This window comes from Streptomyces sp. NPDC088915 (assembly GCF_044749825.1).
Taxonomy (GTDB): Bacteria; Actinomycetota; Actinomycetes; order Streptomycetales; family Streptomycetaceae; genus Streptomyces.
This window is the reverse complement of the sequence record NZ_JBIVIR010000002.1, coordinates 97,389-111,961: the sequence shown is the minus strand read 5'-3', so window position 1 is coordinate 111,961 and position 14,573 is coordinate 97,389. Positions and strand designations below refer to the sequence as shown.

Genomic DNA, 14,573 nt, shown 5'->3' with positions numbered 1-14,573 from the left:
TGACGATCACCGGCGGCCTGTCCTCAGCGGGCTCCCGGAGCCTACCGCAACTGGTCTACACCACCGTGCAACGAGACGCGCACCCGGCTTGTTCCGGGCAGGGAGGACGCCCATGAGTAGCGACAGCGCCGCCGCCTCGGCCGCGCCGAAGAAGTCCTGGGGCAGCGGTCTCTTCCAGGGCCTCCAGAAGATGGGCCGCAGCCTCCAGCTCCCCATCGCCGTGCTGCCGGCCGCCGGCATCATCAACCGGCTCGGGCAGCCGGACGTCTTCGGCGCCGACGGCCTGGGCTGGGACAACGTCGCCAAGGTGATGGCGGGCGCGGGCGGCGCGCTGCTCGACGGCAGCCTCGGCCTGCCGCTGCTGTTCTGCATCGGCGTCGCCATCGGCATGGCGAAGAAGGCGGACGGTTCGACGGCGCTCGCGGCCGTGGTCGGCTTCCTCGTCTACTACACGGTGCTCCGCCAGTTCCCGAAGGACTGCCCCGCGGGGACGCGGGACATCACCGGCGGCTGCCTGGGCGCGGACGACGCCTTCGCCGGGTACACGTACCAGAATCCCGGCGTCTTCGGCGGCATCGTCATGGGTCTGCTCACCGCGTACCTGTGGCAGCGCTACCACCGGACGAAGCTGGTCGACTGGCTGGGCTTCTTCAACGGCCGCCGCCTCGTCCCGATCATCATGACGTTCGTGGCGATCGCGTTCGCCGCGCTCTGCCTGTGGGTCTGGCCGCCGATCGGCGACGCCCTGGAGAGCTTCAGCGACTGGCTGGTCGGGCTGGGCGCGTGGGGTTCGGGCATCTTCGGCGTGGCGAACCGGGCGCTGCTCGTCATCGGCCTCCACCAGTTCCTCAACGTGCCGATCTGGTTCCAGTTCGGCACGTACAAGAAGCCGGACGGCACGGTGGTCCACGGTGACATCCCCATGTTCCTGGCGGGCGATCCGGACGCCGGCCAGTTCCTGACGGGCTTCTTCCCGATCATGATGTTCGCGCTGCCGGCGGCGGCGCTCGCGATCACGCACTGCGCCCGGCCGCACCGGCGCAAGGAGGTCGGCGGTCTGATGCTGTCGGTGGCGCTGACCTCGTTCGTCACCGGGATCACCGAGCCGCTGGAGTACTCGTTCCTCTTCATCGCCCCGGTCCTCTACGCGATCCACGCGGTGCTCACGGGCGTCTCGATGGCGGTGACCTGGGCGTTCGGGGTGAAGGACGGCTTCAGCTTCTCGGCCGGTCTGATCGACTACGTGATCAACTGGAACCTGGCGACGAAGCCGTGGCTGATCATCCCGATCGGTCTGGCCTTCGCGGTCGTGTACTACGCGGTCTTCCGGTTCGCGATCACCAAGTTCGACCTCCCGACGCCCGGCCGCGAGCCGGAGGAGGTGGAGGCGGAGATGGAGCGGGACAACGTGAAGTGAGCCCTCGGTAGCGCCGCCGCGCCTCCCGCGGCGGGGCCCGCCCCAGGCCCCCGGACCTCGTGGTCCGGGGGCCTTTCCGTGCCCGCTACGGAGCGTGTCCGGGCGGGTGAGAATTCACAGGTTCCTTATCTAAGTCGCGCGTGCTAAAACTGGTCTACACCACTCATTGGTGTAGACCACGCGGTCCAGACCACCGCGTTCCACGAGACGCCGCCGTCACCCCCTTTCACTGTCCTCTGGCGGCGCCTTGCCTTACTGGAGGAAGTTGATGAGTACGGCCACCGCCCCGGCCGCCGCTCCCGCCAAGAAGCGCGGATCCGGCCTGTTCCAGGGCCTGCAGAAGGTCGGTCGCAGCCTGCAGCTGCCGATCGCCGTACTGCCGGCCGCGGGTATCTTGCTCCGTCTCGGCCAGCCCGATGTCTTCGGCAAGGACGGACTGGGCTGGGACAAGGTCGCCTCCGTGTTCGCCACGGCCGGTGACGCTGTCTTCTCGAACCTGCCCCTGCTGTTCTGCATCGGCGTCGCCATCGGCTTCGCCAAGAAGGCCGACGGCTCGACCGCCCTCGCCGCCCTCGTCGGCTTCCTGGTCTACAGCAACGTCCTCAAGGCGTTCCCGGTCACCGAGGCCGTCGTCAACACCACTGCCAACAAGGGTGTCGACGTCGCCGCGACCTACAACAACCCGGGTGTCCTCGGCGGCATCCTCATGGGTCTGATCTCCGCCGTCCTGTGGCAGAAGTTCCACCGGACCAAGCTGGTCGACTGGCTCGGCTTCTTCAACGGCCGCCGCCTCGTCCCGATCATCATGGCCTTCGTCGGCACCCTCGTCGGCGTGGTCTTCGGCCTGATCTGGGAGCCCATCGGCAGCGGCATCTCCAGCTTCGGCGAGTGGATGACCGGCCTCGGCTCGGTCGGCGCCGGCCTCTTCGGCCTCATCAACCGCGCGCTGATCCCGGTCGGCATGCACCAGTTCGTGAACACCGTCTCCTGGTTCCAGATCGGCGACTTCACCAATGCCGCGGGCGACGTCGTCCACGGCGACCTGAACCGCTTCTTCGCCGGTGACCCGAGCGCCGGAATCTTCATGTCGGGCTTCTTCCCGATCATGATGTTCGGCCTCCCGGCCGCCGCCCTCGCCATCGCGCACTCCGCCCGCCCGGAGCGCCGCAAGGCCGTCATGGGCATGATGATCTCGCTGGCGCTGACCTCCTTCGTCACCGGCATCACGGAGCCGATCGAGTTCACCTTCATGTTCATCGCGCCGCTCCTGTACGCGATCCACGCGGTCCTCACCGCCATATCCATGGCCGTGACCTGGGCGCTCGGTGTCCACGCGGGCTTCACCTTCTCCGCCGGCCTCATCGACTACGGCCTGAACTGGAACCTCGCGACCAAGCCCTGGCTGATCATCCCGATCGGTCTGGTCTTCGCGGCGATCTACTACGTGGTCTTCCGCTTCGCGATCACCAAGTTCAACCTCCCCACCCCGGGCCGCGAGCCCGAGGAGGAGGTCGAGGACCTCACCAAGGCGTGAGTCCCGCCCCGCACCGCCGAAGGGCCCCGGAACCGCACGGTTCCGGGGCCCTTCGCCCATGTTCGGGACTCGCCCGTACTCAGACTTCGTACACCGCGCCCGATCTCGCCAGCTCCGACGGCCCCGCGTACACCTCGCGCGCGTCCGCCAGGTTCCGCTCGCCGTCCGTCCACGGCGGGATGTGGGTGAGGACCAGGCGGCCGACCCCGGCGCGGGCCGCCTGGGCGCCGGCCTCGCGGCCGTTGAGGTGGAGGTCCGGGACGTCCTCCTTGCCGTGGGTGAAGGAGGCCTCGCAGAGGAAGAGGTCGGTGCCCTCGGCCAGCTCGTGCAGCGCCTCGCAGGTGCCCGTGTCCCCGGAGTACGTGAGCGAGCGGCCGCCGTGCTCGACCCGGATGCCGTACGCCTCGACCGGATGGCACACCTTCTCCGTACGGACGGAGAACGGGCCGAGCTCGAAGCCGCCCGACTTCAGCGTGTGGAAGTCGAAGACCTCGCCCATCGCGGTGGGCGTCGGCGTGTCCGCGTACGCCGTGGTCAGCCGCTGCTCGGCGCCCTCCGGGGCGAAGACGGGGATCGCGTCGCAGCGCCCGCCCTCGTGCCGGTAGTAGCGGGCGACGAAGTAGCCGCACATGTCGATGCAGTGGTCGGCGTGCAGATGGCTGAGGAAGATCGCGTCGAGGTCGTACAGACCGATGTGGCGCTGCAACTCGCCCAGGGCGCCGTTGCCCATGTCGAGGAGCAGCCGGAAGCCGTCGGCCTCGACGAGGTAGCTCGAACAGGCCGAGTCCGCGGACGGGAACGACCCCGAGCAGCCGACGACGGTGAGCTTCATGGAGCGTGAACCTCCGTGGACGGGTGCGGGAATGCGCAGGGGAGGGGAGGCTGTGCGGTCTGTCGAGCGTAAGGCGCGCCGGGGCCCGTCGCTCCTTCGCGGTGGCCGGTTGTGGGCGAACTCACGGGCTCTGTCACCGGTTCGGATGGATGCCGCCCCGCCACGGCGGAGGCAACCGCGCACCGGTACCGTCGTGCGGTATGGACACGTCGTGGTGGCCCGCGCTGGTCGGGGTCGTGGTGCTCGCGCTGGTGGTGGCGGTCGTCGACGGGCGCAAGCGGTCGCCCCGCCGTCCCCCCTCCCGCCGCCCCTCGGGGCGGACCCGGCCGCCGGCCCGGCCCGCGGAACCACGCAAGGGCCGGGGGCCGAAGGCCGGGGAGATCTGGTGGGCGGACGTGCCCTTCGAGGACGGGCCCGGGTCGAAGGACCGGCCCTGTCTGGTGCTCGCGGTGCGCGGGAGCGGCGCGCTCGTCGCCAAGATCACCAGCAAGCACCACGAGGAGCGGCCCGGGGTGATCGCGCTGCCGGCGGGGACGGTGGGCGACGCGCGCGGGCGGACGAGCTTCCTGGAGACGGACGAGCTGCGGGACGTGCCGGTGACGGACTTCCGGCGGAGGGTGGGAGAGGTGGACCCGGCCCTGTGGGACCGGGTCCGTCATCTCGCGCGCTGAGGCCCCCCGAAGGGGCTCAGGCCCAGAGCTGGCCCTGGACCGTCTCGATGGCCTCTTCGGTCGTCGCGGCCGTGTAGAGGCCGGTCGACAGGTACTTCCAGCCGCCGTCGGCGACGACGAAGACGATGTCGGCGCCCTCCCCCGCCTTGACGGCCTTGTTGCCGACGCCGATGGCCGCGTGCAGGGCCGCGCCGGTGGAGACGCCCGCGAAGATGCCCTCCTGCTGCAGGAGTTCGCGGGTGCGGGTGACCGCGTCGGCGGAGCCGACGGAGAAGCGGGTGGTGAGGACGGAGGCGTCGTACAGCTCGGGTACGAAGCCCTCGTCGAGGTTGCGCAGGCCGTAGACGAGGTCGTCGTAGCGCGGCTCGGCGGCCACGATCTTCACGTCGGGCTTGTGCTCGCGCAGGTAGCGGCCGACGCCCATGAGGGTGCCGGTGGTGCCGAGCCCGGCCACGAAGTGGGTGATCGAGGGCAGGTCGGCGAGGATCTCGGGGCCCGTGCCGGCGTAGTGCGCACCGGCGTTGTCGGGGTTGCCGTACTGGTAGAGCATCACCCAGGACGGGTTCTCGGCGGCGAGCTCCTTGGCGACGCGCACCGCCGTGTTGGAGCCGCCCGCCGCCGGGGACGGGACGATCTCCGCGCCCCACATGGTCAGCAGCTGGCGCCGCTCCTCGCTGGTGTTCTCGGGCATGACGCAGACGATGCGGTAGCCCTTGAGCCTGGCGGCCATGGCGAGGGAGATGCCGGTGTTGCCGCTGGTCGGCTCCAGGATGGTGCAGCCGGGGGTGAGCCGGCCGTCCTTCTCCGCCTGCTCGATCATGTGGAGCGCGGGGCGGTCCTTGACCGAGCCGGTGGGGTTGCGGTCCTCCAGCTTCGCCCAGATCCGGACGTCGTCCGAGGGCGAGAGCCGGGGGAGGCGGACCAGGGGCGTGTTGCCGACCGCCGCCAGCGGGGAGTCGTAGCGCATGTGGATCAGACCATGCCGCCGGCGACGGCCGGCAGGATCGTGACGCTGTCGCCGTCGGAGAGCTTGGTGTCGATGCCGTCGAGGAAGCGGACGTCCTCGTCGTTCAGGTAGACGTTGACGAAGCGGCGGAGCTTGTCGCCGTCGACGATGCGGGCCTCGATCCCGGTGTGGCGGGTCTCCAGGTCGGCGAAGAGCTCGGCGAGGGTCCCACCGTTGCCCTCGACGGCCTTGGCGCCGTCGGTGTAGGTGCGGAGGATGGTCGGGATGCGGACCTCGATGGCCATGGCGTGGGCTCCTGTCGGAAGTGGCGTGATGGGCGCGCTGCTGGGGCCCCGCGCGGAGGGGTCGTACGGTGAGGGCGCCCGGCCGGTCGCCGCCGGTCGCTTCAGAGCGCGGCGCGGGCCGGGCGTGCCGCTGTTCCGCTCGTACAGATCGCGCTGGCGAGGCGGCCCAGGTCGACGTGCAGGCGTGCCGCTCCGCCTCCGAAGGCTCCCATGAAAAGAGCGGAGGCGGAGTGAGCGCCAGCGAATGCAGCGAGCATGACGGCGCTCGGAGTCTCTTCGCTCACGTCGTGGGAAACCATGGGCTCATCGTATCGATTCCCGGTCCGGGTTCCGGAATGTGATCTCACATGGTGGATGCTTGCTGACCGCCTGTCGGACCGTGCAGGTAGACGACGGTCGGCGTGCCGGTCCTGGGGTGCGGGACAACCTCCGCGGCCACGCCGTAGACCGCTTCGAGGAGGTCCGGGGTGAGGACCTCGGCGGGGGTGCCGCCGGTGACGACCCGGCCGCGCTCCAGGACGTAGATCCGGTCGCAGTACGCCCCCGCCAGGTTGAGGTCGTGCAGGGCGAGCAGGTTGGTGGTGCCGAGCGTGCGGACGAGGGCGAGGACGTCGAGCTGGTGGCGGATGTCCAGGTGGTTGGTGGGCTCGTCGAGGACGAGCAGGGCCGGGTCCTGGACGAGGGCGCGGGCGACCAGGGCGCGCTGGCGCTCGCCGCCGGAGAGCGTGGGGTAGGGGCGGTCGGCGAAGCCGGTGAGGCCGACGCGGGCGAGGGCGGCGTCGGCGTGCGCGCGGTCGGGGGCGGTGTCGCCCTCCCAGAAGCGCTTGTGCGGGGAGCGGCCGAGGGCGACCAGTTCGCGGACGGTGAGCTCGAAGTCGGTGCCGGTGTCCTGGGGGACGGTGGCGACGCGGCGGGCGCGGGCCTTGGGGCCGAGGGCGCGCAGGTCGTCGCCGTCGAGGAGGGCGCGCCCGGCGGTGGGGGCGAGGGTGCCGTAGACGCAGCGCAGGAGGGTGGTCTTGCCGCTGCCGTTGGGGCCGATGAGGCCGACGGTCTCGCCGGGGCGGACGGTGAGGTCGACGGAGCGGAGGCGGTCCTCGTACGCGAGCCCCTCCAGGCGCAGTTCGGTCACAGGGGCGCTCCTTCGGGGCGGCGGCGCATCAGCCAGAGGAAGAACGGGCCGCCGGTGAGGGCGGTGAGGACGCCGACGGGGAGGTCCTGGGGTGCGGTGACGGTCCGGGCGCCGAGGTCGGCGAGGACCAGGGCGACCGCGCCGCCGAGCGCGGCGACGGGCAGGAGGCGGCGGTGCGGGGCGCCGACGGCGAGCCGGGCGGCGTGCGGGGCCATGAGGCCGATGAAGCCGACGGCTCCGCTCGCGGCGACCATGACGGCGGTGACGAGGGAGACGAGGACGAAGACGGCGGCGCGGAAGCGGGCGGTGTCGAGGCCGAGGACGGTGGCGTCCTCCTCGCCGACGAGGAGGAGGTCGAGCGGGCGGGCGAGGGCGAGCAGGACGCCGAGGCCGAGGAGCAGGACGGCGGCGGGCAGGACGAGGGTGTCCCAGCGGGCGCTGCCGAGGCCGCCGAGGGACCAGTACAGCGCCTCGCGGAAGTGCTCGGGGCGGCCGGCGGCGGCCAGGATCAGGGTGGTGAGGGCGGACAGGACGTACGAGATCGCGACGCCGGCGAGGACGAGGCGGGGGCCGGTCATGGTGCCGCCGCGCCGGGCGAGTCCGTAGACGAGGACGAGGGCGACCAGGGCGCCGGCGAAGGCCCCGGCGGGCAGGGCGAGGGTGGTGGTGATCCCTCCCCCGACGCCGACGACGAGGACGAGGACGGCTCCGGCGGAGGCGCCGGAGGAGATCCCGAGGAGGAAGGGGTCGGCGAGCCGGTTGCGGACGAGGGCCTGGAGGACGGCGCCGACGACGGCGAGTCCGGCGCCGACGACGACGCCGAGCAGGATCCGGGGCAGCCGCACGTCGAGGACGATCGTCCGGTACGGGGAGGGTCCGGCCCGCCCGGTCAGGGCGTCGATCACCTGACCGGGCGGGACGCGGACGGAGCCGAGGGCGAGGGAGGCGAGGACGGCGGCGGCCAGGGCGAGCAGGAGCCCGGCGACGACGGCCGGGAAGGGCAGCCGCCCGGCGGGGGGCCGGGGACGCGGGACCCGCGCCGGGACGACCCGCTTCCCGGCGGTGCCGTGGCCCGCGACGTCTTGGTCCGTGGCGCCGTTTCCCGTGGCGCCGTTTCCCGTGGCGCCGTCCCCCGTGGCGCCGTCGTCCGTGGCGCCGTCGTCCGTGGCGCCGGGCGCGCGGGTCCCGGTGCTCATCGGGCGGCGGCCGGGTGGAGCTGGGCGGCCAGCTTGTCGACGGCGGAGGGGACGCGGACGCCGAGGACCGCGTCGGAGAGGGGCAGGACGGCGAACCGGCGGTTCTTGATCGCGGGGACGTCCTTGAGGGCGGGGTCGTCGAGGAGCCGCTTCTTCTTCTGCTCGACGGTGGTGGAGCCGTAGTCGTAGATGACGACGACCTCGGGCCTGCGGGCGACGACCTGCTCCCAGGTGGCGTCGCCGAAGGCCTTGTCGAGGTCGGCGAAGACGTTCCGGCCGCCGGCGCGGGTGATCAGCTCGTTGCCGATGCCCTTGCCGCCGGCGGTGAAGGCGGTCTTGTCGCCGCTGTCGTAGACGAAGACGGAGACGGGCGCGACGCCCTTGAGCCGCTTCTCGTTGGCGGCGACGGTGGCGCGGGCCCCGGCGATCCACTTCTCGGCGCGTTCGGGGACGCCGAAGGTGCGGCCGACCTCGGTCACCTCCTGATAGAGGTCGTCGACGGAGGTCTTGCCGGAGGGGCAGTACTCGGTGTTGAGGCGGGTGGCCATGCCCGCCTTCTTCAGGTCGTCCCGACCGGTGCCGTTCTTGGCGTCGAAGGCGGAGGCGTAACCGCCGTAGACGAAGTCGGGGTTCGCCGCGAGCAGGGCCTCCTTGGAGGGGTACTCCTCGGCGAGCACGGGAACGGAGTCGTACGCCTTCTCGTAGGCGGGCAGGACCGCGTCGTCGAGGTAGGCGGTGCCGACGAGGGACTTCTCCAGGCCGAGGGCGAGCATGATCTCGGTGACGTGCTGGTTCATGGTGACCACGCGCTTCGGCGGGGCCTGGAAGGTGCTCCGCACACCGCAGTTGGTGACGGTGTACGGGAATCCGGGGGCGGCCTTCGCCGCAGGCGCCTGCTCCGCGGGGGCCGAGCAGCCGGCGAGCAGGGGGACGAGGGCGGCTGCGGGCAGCAGGACGCGGCGGGGCCAGGACATGGCGGTGTGCCTCCTCCGGGGATTTCCACGTCCCCGTTCGGTGGTGGGAGGCGGCAGGTCAGTTCCTGGCTCCCGGCGTCCGAGGACGCCGGTCACAGTGGCGGGACCGTGCCGGATTCGCACCGGCTTCCTGGGTCCTGCCGCCCGGGTTCCGGGTCAGTGTCTCAGGCGGCGTACGCCTCGACGACCTCGACCTCCTCCTCGGTGACGACGCCCTCGACGATGGTGAAGGAGCGGAACTGGAAGGGTCCGGCGCCGTCGGTGTCGGCGGTGGAGACGAGGACGTAGTGGGCGTGCGGCTCGTTGGCGTACGTGATGTCCGTGCGGGACGGGTAGGCCTCGGTCGCGGTGTGCGAGTGGTAGACGATCACGGGGTCCTCGTCCCGGTCGTCCATCTCGCGGTAGAGCTTCAGCAGGTCCGCGGAGTCGAACTCGTAGAAGGTGGGCGAGCGGGCGGCGTTCAGCATGGGGACGAACCGCTCGGGGCGGCCGCTGCCGGCCGGGCCGGCGACGACGCCGCAGGCCTCGTCCGGGTGGTCCGCGCGCGCGTGTTCCACGATCTGGTCGTACAGGGCCCGGGTGATGGTCAGCATGGCGACAGGATAAGCAGACGGGCCCTCCCGTACCGAGGAGTGGTACGGAAGGGCCCGGATGCTGGGACGGGTCCGGCTAGGAGCGCTTGGCGAAGGCCGCGCCCTCGGGGTTGCGGGACTTCAGGACCAGGTAGGCGACGCCCAGGAGCAGGCCCCAGACCGGCGCGCAGTAGAGGGAGACGCGGGCCCCCTCGTCGATGCCCATCATCACGATGACCATGCCGATGAAGAGCAGCGCGAACCAGCTGGTGTACGGGGCGCCCGGGGCCTTGAAGGAGGACTGGGGCAGCTCGCCGCGGTTCGCCTTGGCGCGGTAGCGGATCTGGCAGACCAGGATCATGATCCAGGCCCACATGCCGGAGATGGTGGCGAAGGAGACCACGTACTCGAAGGCCTTGCCGGGGGCGACGTAGTTGATCCAGACGCCGACCAGCATGAGCGCGGCGGAGAAGGTGGTGCCGAGCAGCGGGATGCCGCTCTTGGTCAGCTTCGTGAAGACCTTCGGGCCCTGGCCGTTGAGCGAGAGGTCGCGCAGCATGCGGCCGGTGGAGTACATGCCCGAGTTGCAGGACGACAGGGCCGCGGTGAGGACCACGAAGTTGACGATGGCGGCGCCGGCGCCGAGGCCCATCTTCTCGAAGGCGGCGACGAACGGGGAGACGCCCGGCTGGAACTCGGTCCACGGGACGACGGACAGGATCATGATCAGGGCGCCGACGTAGAAGACGGCGATGCGCCACGGCACGGTGTTGATGGCCTTGGGCAGGACGGTCTTCGGGTCCTTGGACTCACCGGCGGTGACGCCGACCAGCTCGACGGCGAGGAAGGCGAACATCACGATCTGGAGCGTCATCAGGGTGCTGCCGACGCCGTTGGGGAAGAAGCCGCCCTGGTTCCACAGGTGGGCGACCGTGGCGGTGTCGCCGGCGTCGGAGAAGCCGACGGTGAGGACGCCGACGCAGATCAGGATCATGCCGATGATGGCGGTGACCTTGACCATGGAGAACCAGAACTCCAGCTCGCCGAAGAGCTTCACGGAGATCAGGTTGGCGCCGTAGAGGATCACGGTGAAGACGAGGGCGGAAATCCACTGCGGGATGTCCCACCAGTACGTCATGTAGGTGGCCGCGGCGGTGACCTCGGTGATGCCGGTGACGACCCAGAAGAGCCAGTACGTCCAGCCGGTCACGAAGCCTGCGAAGGGGCCGACGAACTCCCGGGCGTACTCCGAGAAGGAGCCGGAGACCGGGCGGTACATGAGGAGCTCGCCCAGGGCGCGCATGATGAAGAAGATGACCAGGCCCGCGATCGCGTAGGCCAGGATGAGGCTGGGTCCGGCCTTGTGGATGGCCTTGCCCGCGCCGAGGAAGAGTCCGGTGCCGATGGCACCGCCGATCGCGATCATCTGGATCTGCCGGGCGCCGAGGCCACGCTGGTAGCCCTCGCCGCCGCCCACGGCCCCGTCGGTGCCGTCGTGCTGCTTGTCGACCTGCACAGAGGTCATGGTGGTGCGCCTTTCTCCATGCTGATCCGCGCGACTGCGAGTGCGTCTGCCGCGGACCAGATCCTGATCCCCCCGGATGTGGATGGAGTGCCACCGGCGGTCAGCCGGTCCAAGCGCCCTCGGGGACAGGGGTGGCGTCCCCGAGCGGTCGTGAAGATTTATCACGGCGTGGACGGTGATCGAGGGAGATGGGCGTGGCACGGGTCACATAAAAATACGGACATACGTGATGACAAGACGGCCAAGCGGACGCTCTGATAACGCATTCGTTATCCGGATTTGAGCGTCCGCTGAGCGAACAGCGCGTGTCGCGGCCTTCTCGGGGGCTTTCAGGAGGAGGAGAGCTCGGGGGCTTTCAGGAGGAGGAGAGCAGGGTCTCCACGAGGGACTCCTGGAGGGCTCCCAGCCAGAGGTACGCCATCACCATCGGCTTGCGCGGGTCGGAGTCCGGCAGCCGGTAGAGCCGCTCGCTCTCCTCGTCGTCGGAGACCTCCAGGCGGGACCCGATGGTCAGCCGGAGGTCGTTGAGCGCGCCGAGCCAGGCCCGGGACTCGTCCGGGGTGAGCTTGAGGACCGCGCCGCCCTCCCCCGCCGCCTCGGCGGAGAGGGAGTCCAGGGCGCGCACCACCACGAGGGCGTCCTCGCGCTTGCGGGCGCGCAGGTCGTTCTCGGTGTAGCGGCGGAAGTCGGAGGCGGCCGCCCGCAGCTCCTCGGTGTCGTCCCCGTACGCGTCGGGGAAGAGGCGCCGCAGGGCGGGGTCGGACGGGGGCTCGCTGGGGCCCTCGACGAAGAGCGCGGCCAGCGGGTCCGCGTCGGCGGCGGGCTCGTCGCCCGGTCCGATCAGCTCCATGAGCTGGACGGAGAGGGAGCGGAGGATGGAGATCTCGACGTCGTCGAGGGCGACGGCCGCGCCGCCGCCGGCCAGGGCCTCGAAGCGGCCGGCCATCAGCCGCGGTCCTGGGTGAGGGTCGCCCAGAGGCCGTAGCCGTGCATCGCCTGCACGTCCCGCTCCATCTCCTCGCGGGTGCCGCTGGAGACCACCGCGCGGCCCTTGTGGTGCACGTCGAGCATCAGCTTGTGCGCCTTGTCCTTGGAGTAGCCGAAGTACGACTGGAAGACGTACTCCACATAGCTCATCAGATTGACCGGATCGTTGTGCACGAGGGTCACCCAGGGCACGTCCGGTTCGACGACCGCGGAGACCTCCTCGGCCGATTCCGTACGTTCGATCTCAATAGGCGCGACGCTCACTCCCCCCATGCTGCCATCCCGGGGGGTCCCCCGCACAAACGGGTCGCGCTTCCGGGACGGGCGCGGATCCGGCGATGGATCCGGCGGGGGACCGGCGGCGGATCCGGCGGGGGACCTAGAAATCGTCACTCTGACGATTTCTGCGCTAGCATCACTGCCATGAACGCTGCGGACCTTGGGCTGCCGGTGGACGTTCCGTCGACGGCGCTCTTCACCGATCAGTACGAGCTGACCATGCTCCGGGCGGCCCTCGCCGCCGGCACCGCCGACCGGCGCTCCGTCTTCGAGGTCTTCACCCGGAGGCTGCCCGAGGGGCGGCGCTACGGCGTCCTCGCGGGCGTCGGGCGGGTCCTGGACGCCGTCGAGAACTTCCGCTTCGACCCGGCCGTCCTGGACTTCCTGCGCGAGCGGTCGATCGTCGACGGGCCGACCCTGGAGTGGCTGTCCCGCTACCGCTTCTCCGGGGACGTCTGGGGCTACCCCGAGGGCGAGGTGTACTTCCCGGGCTCCCCCGTCCTGCGGGTCGAGGGCTCCTTCGCGGAGTGCGTGCTCCTGGAGACCGTGGTCCTGTCGATCCTCAACCACGACTCGGCCATCGCGGCCGCCGCCTCCCGCATGTCGGCCGTGGCCGGCGGGCGGGGCCTGATCGAGATGGGCGCCCGGCGCACCCACGAGCTGGCGGCCGTCGCCGCCTCCCGCGCCGCCTACGTCGGCGGCTTCGACTCCACCTCGGACCTGGCGGCCGGCTTCCGCTACGGCATCCCGACCGTCGGCACCTCCGCCCACGCCTTCACCCTGCTCCACGACAGCGAGAAGGACGCCTTCCGGGCCCAGGTGGAGACCCTGGGGCGCGGCACGACCCTGCTGGTCGACACCTACGACGTGGCCGAGGCCGTGCGGACCGCCGTCGAGGTGGCCGGGCCCGAGCTCGGGGCCGTCCGGATCGACTCCGGGGACCTGCTGCTCGTCGCCCACCGGGTGCGGGCGCAGCTCGACGAGCTGGGCGCCCGGAACACGAGGATCGTCGTCACCTCGGACCTCGACGAGTACGCCATCGCCTCGCTCGCGGCGGCCCCGGTCGACGCGTACGGGGTGGGCACGCAGCTCGTCACCGGCAGCGGCCACCCGACCTGCTCCATGGTCTACAAGCTGGTCGCGCGGGCCGCCTCGGCCGACCCGAAGGCGCCCCTGGTGCCGGTGGCCAAGAAGTCCCTGGGCGGCAAGGCCTCGGTCGGCGGGCGCAAGTGGGCGGCCCGCAGGACCGACGCGACCGGCGTCGCCGAGGCGGAGGTCGTGGGCACCGGCCCCGTCCCGCCGGAGCTCGCCGACCGGCAGCTCCTGGTTCGACTGGTCGAGGGCGGGCAGGTGGTGGGACGCGAGCCGCTGGAGGCCGCGAGGTCCCGGCACATCGCGGCCCGCGCCGGGCTGCCGATGTCGGCGGTCCAGCTGTCGCGCGGCGAGCCGGTGCTGCCGACCGAGTACGCCTGACGCCCGCGCGTCCGGTCCGTACGCCTACACAGGACGGCGTAGCCGCCGTAGTGGCCCGGGGCGCCCCCTCCCGAAGGGGAGGGGAAGTCTCTAGGCTCGATCCCACCCCTCCGACGCCCGAAGGACACCCGCCATGCACCGCGCATTGATCGTTGTGGACGTTCAGAACGACTTCTGCGAGGGCGGCAGCCTCGCGGTGAGGGGCGGGGCGGACGTTGCCGCCGCCATCACCGACCTGGTCGGCCAGACGGCGGGCACCTCCTACCGGCACGTGGTCGCCACCCGCGACCACCACGTGGACCCGGGGTCGCACTTCGCCGCACCCGGCGAGGAGCCGGACTACGTCACCTCCTGGCCCGTGCACTGCGTGGCGGGCACGGAGGGCGTCGGCTTCCACCCCAACTTCGCGCCCGCCGTCGCCAGCGGGGCGATCGACGCCGTCTTCGACAAGGGCGCGTACGACGCCGCGTACAGCGGCTTCGAGGGGCGGGACGAGAACGGCCTGACGCTGGCGGAGTGGCTGCGCGAGCGGGACGTCGCCGAGGTCGACGTGGTGGGCATCGCCACCGACCACTGCGTCCGGGCGACGGCCCTGGACGCGGCCCGGGAGGGCTTCCGCACCCACGTGCTGCTCGACCTGACGGCGGGCGTGGCGGAGGCGACGACGGAGCGGGCCCTGGAGGAGCTGCGGGCGGCGGGCGTGGAACTGACCGGCAAGCCGGTGGTCTGAGAC

Annotated in this window: 16 protein-coding genes and 1 riboswitch; of the genes, 5 read left to right on the top strand and 11 right to left on the bottom strand. The window is 71.3% G+C overall.

Translation table 11 applies throughout. From position 1 onward, the window contains the following. Positions 1 to 112: 112 nt before the first annotated feature. Together ACIP5O_RS04095 and ACIP5O_RS04090 are read left to right on the top strand one after the other, a co-directional pair. Positions 113 to 1,417, top strand: a complete 1,305-nt coding sequence (locus tag ACIP5O_RS04095) for a PTS transporter subunit EIIC (RefSeq protein WP_401288335.1) — start codon at positions 113 to 115, stop codon at positions 1,415 to 1,417. Positions 1,418 to 1,685: 268 nt separating this feature from the next. Continuing rightward, positions 1,686 to 2,951 (top strand): PTS transporter subunit EIIC, encoded by a 1,266-nt coding sequence (locus ACIP5O_RS04090; protein WP_401288332.1) that lies wholly within the window; start codon positions 1,686 to 1,688, stop codon positions 2,949 to 2,951. A gap of 79 nt (positions 2,952 to 3,030) precedes the next feature. Here ACIP5O_RS04090 and ACIP5O_RS04085 read toward each other — a convergent pair whose 3' ends face one another. Next, positions 3,031 to 3,783, bottom strand: a complete 753-nt coding sequence (locus ACIP5O_RS04085; RefSeq protein ID WP_401288329.1) for an MBL fold metallo-hydrolase — start codon at positions 3,781 to 3,783, stop codon at positions 3,031 to 3,033. 200 nt (positions 3,784 to 3,983) lie between these two features. Between ACIP5O_RS04085 and ACIP5O_RS04080 the strand changes: the two genes are divergently transcribed. Further along, a complete protein-coding gene (locus ACIP5O_RS04080) occupies positions 3,984 to 4,454 on the top strand; it encodes a type II toxin-antitoxin system PemK/MazF family toxin (RefSeq protein WP_401288327.1) in 471 nt (156 codons plus the stop codon). Between the two features lie 16 nt (positions 4,455 to 4,470). On the opposite strand, the gene ACIP5O_RS04075 is transcribed toward ACIP5O_RS04080, so the two are convergent. From ACIP5O_RS04075 to clpS, 10 genes are all read right to left on the bottom strand, one after another. Then, positions 4,471 to 5,421, bottom strand: coding sequence for a PLP-dependent cysteine synthase family protein (locus ACIP5O_RS04075; protein ID WP_401288324.1), 951 nt, complete (start codon positions 5,419 to 5,421; stop codon positions 4,471 to 4,473). A gap of 5 nt (positions 5,422 to 5,426) precedes the next feature. Then, positions 5,427 to 5,705 carry a MoaD/ThiS family protein gene (locus ACIP5O_RS04070; protein ID WP_125661526.1) on the bottom strand — a complete coding sequence of 93 codons (279 nt, stop codon included), beginning with the start codon at positions 5,703 to 5,705 and terminating at the stop codon, positions 5,427 to 5,429. A 101-nt stretch (positions 5,706 to 5,806) separates the two neighbouring features. After that, complete coding sequence (locus ACIP5O_RS04065; RefSeq protein WP_401288321.1) at positions 5,807 to 5,917, bottom strand: putative leader peptide; 111 nt, start codon at positions 5,915 to 5,917, stop codon at positions 5,807 to 5,809. Between the two features lie 131 nt (positions 5,918 to 6,048). Continuing rightward, positions 6,049 to 6,834 (bottom strand): ABC transporter ATP-binding protein, encoded by a 786-nt coding sequence (locus ACIP5O_RS04060; protein ID WP_401288318.1) that lies wholly within the window; start codon positions 6,832 to 6,834, stop codon positions 6,049 to 6,051. Then, entirely contained in the window at positions 6,831 to 8,030 is a 1,200-nt protein-coding gene (locus tag ACIP5O_RS04055) for a FecCD family ABC transporter permease (RefSeq protein ID WP_401288315.1), read from the bottom strand. The genes ACIP5O_RS04060 and ACIP5O_RS04055 overlap by 4 nt, the downstream gene beginning before the upstream one ends. After that, positions 8,027 to 9,004 carry an ABC transporter substrate-binding protein gene (locus ACIP5O_RS04050; protein ID WP_401288312.1) on the bottom strand — a complete coding sequence of 326 codons (978 nt, stop codon included), beginning with the start codon at positions 9,002 to 9,004 and terminating at the stop codon, positions 8,027 to 8,029. The genes ACIP5O_RS04055 and ACIP5O_RS04050 overlap by 4 nt, the downstream gene beginning before the upstream one ends. A 59-nt stretch (positions 9,005 to 9,063) precedes the next feature. Continuing rightward, a riboswitch (cobalamin riboswitch) is annotated at positions 9,064 to 9,137 on the bottom strand. A gap of 31 nt (positions 9,138 to 9,168) precedes the next feature. Then, positions 9,169 to 9,597 (bottom strand): Mov34/MPN/PAD-1 family protein, encoded by a 429-nt coding sequence (locus tag ACIP5O_RS04045; protein ID WP_125661539.1) that lies wholly within the window; start codon positions 9,595 to 9,597, stop codon positions 9,169 to 9,171. A 76-nt stretch (positions 9,598 to 9,673) separates the two neighbouring features. Continuing rightward, complete coding sequence (locus tag ACIP5O_RS04040; RefSeq protein WP_401288309.1) at positions 9,674 to 11,101, bottom strand: amino acid permease; 1,428 nt, start codon at positions 11,099 to 11,101, stop codon at positions 9,674 to 9,676. 355 nt (positions 11,102 to 11,456) lie between these two features. Then, a complete protein-coding gene (locus tag ACIP5O_RS04035; RefSeq protein ID WP_401288306.1) occupies positions 11,457 to 12,047 on the bottom strand; it encodes a DUF2017 domain-containing protein in 591 nt (196 codons plus the stop codon). Further along, a complete protein-coding gene (clpS, locus tag ACIP5O_RS04030; protein WP_383433558.1) occupies positions 12,047 to 12,361 on the bottom strand; it encodes an ATP-dependent Clp protease adapter ClpS in 315 nt (104 codons plus the stop codon). Before clpS ends, ACIP5O_RS04035 begins: the two co-directional genes overlap by 1 nt. Before the next feature lie 150 nt (positions 12,362 to 12,511). Here clpS and ACIP5O_RS04025 point away from each other — a divergent pair, with 150 nt between their 5' ends. Both ACIP5O_RS04025 and ACIP5O_RS04020 read left to right on the top strand, forming a co-directional pair. Next, entirely contained in the window at positions 12,512 to 13,840 is a 1,329-nt protein-coding gene (locus ACIP5O_RS04025) for a nicotinate phosphoribosyltransferase (RefSeq protein ID WP_401288304.1), read from the top strand. Positions 13,841 to 13,973: 133 nt separating this feature from the next. Further along, complete coding sequence (locus ACIP5O_RS04020; RefSeq protein ID WP_401288301.1) at positions 13,974 to 14,570, top strand: isochorismatase family protein; 597 nt, start codon at positions 13,974 to 13,976, stop codon at positions 14,568 to 14,570. Positions 14,571 to 14,573 lie beyond the last annotated feature (3 nt).